The sequence below is a fragment of the Roseimaritima sediminicola genome (assembly GCF_009618275.1).
GTDB lineage: Bacteria > Planctomycetota > Planctomycetia > Pirellulales > Pirellulaceae > Roseimaritima > Roseimaritima sediminicola.
Genome location: NZ_WIAD01000139.1, coordinates 1 through 822, shown reverse-complemented (window position 1 = coordinate 822; position 822 = coordinate 1). Strand labels below are relative to the sequence as shown.

Here is an 822-nt window from a genome sequence, read left to right as displayed (position 1 = left end):
CGATGGCGACACGAGCGTGTAACGAAGATCGGCTTCTGGGCTATCCTGCGTCACGAAGCCCCCAAGCCCCAGATACTCGTATTCGGCCAGGACCGTGGAATCGTCGTCGATCAGCGTGGCGACGCGGTTCGAGAAATCGTCGATCGAACCGCTGCTGCCGTATCCATAAGCAACCGTACGGCCATCGGGATAGCTGATACCGGTCGGCCGCAGCGTGTTGCTGCTGCCATTGGTGAACGACGCACCGACCGAGGGCGTCATCGATGTGTTGACCGCTCCGCTGTGGGCTTGAAACGCCTGCGTCACTTGACCGAACCCATTGAACTGGCGCGTGACCTGATTGATCACGCTGCCGCTGCCGACCGTAGCGTTATTGTAACACGTCACGGCAGAAACTTTCCCGCGAACATCGTACGATTGCTCCACGCGGCGGATCGAGCCATCGACACCTGCGCCGAGCGTGGTCACGCGGTCCTGCGTCTGCCGCCCCAAGGTGTCGTAGTCGAATTGCCGGATTGTCCCGTTCTGGTCGGTCAGGCTGGTGCGCTGACTCTGGCGGTTGTAGGTAAAGGTGACGCTATCGGAGGGACCGGTTGAATCCGGGTACAACTCGCGCCGCAGCAACCGACTGGAGGCGATCGCAGAGTCTGCAAGAGTCGTTCCGTAGACGTATTCGGTCGTCTGGTTACCGGTAGTCGCATTGATAGCGGTTAGCGTCGCCAAGTCCCCATCAGCGGTGTAAGTGAACTGCGTCGTTTGGTTTTGATCGACTGAATCCGCACAGCCGTCGCTGCTGGAACTGGAGGAAGGAGTCGTGGCCAG

Annotated in this window: 1 protein-coding gene; it reads right to left on the bottom strand. The window is 60.0% G+C overall.

What is annotated here, in order from left to right:
- Positions 1-822: hypothetical protein (locus GE027_RS22930; protein WP_202617515.1), on the bottom strand; the 822-nt coding region annotated here is incomplete at both ends.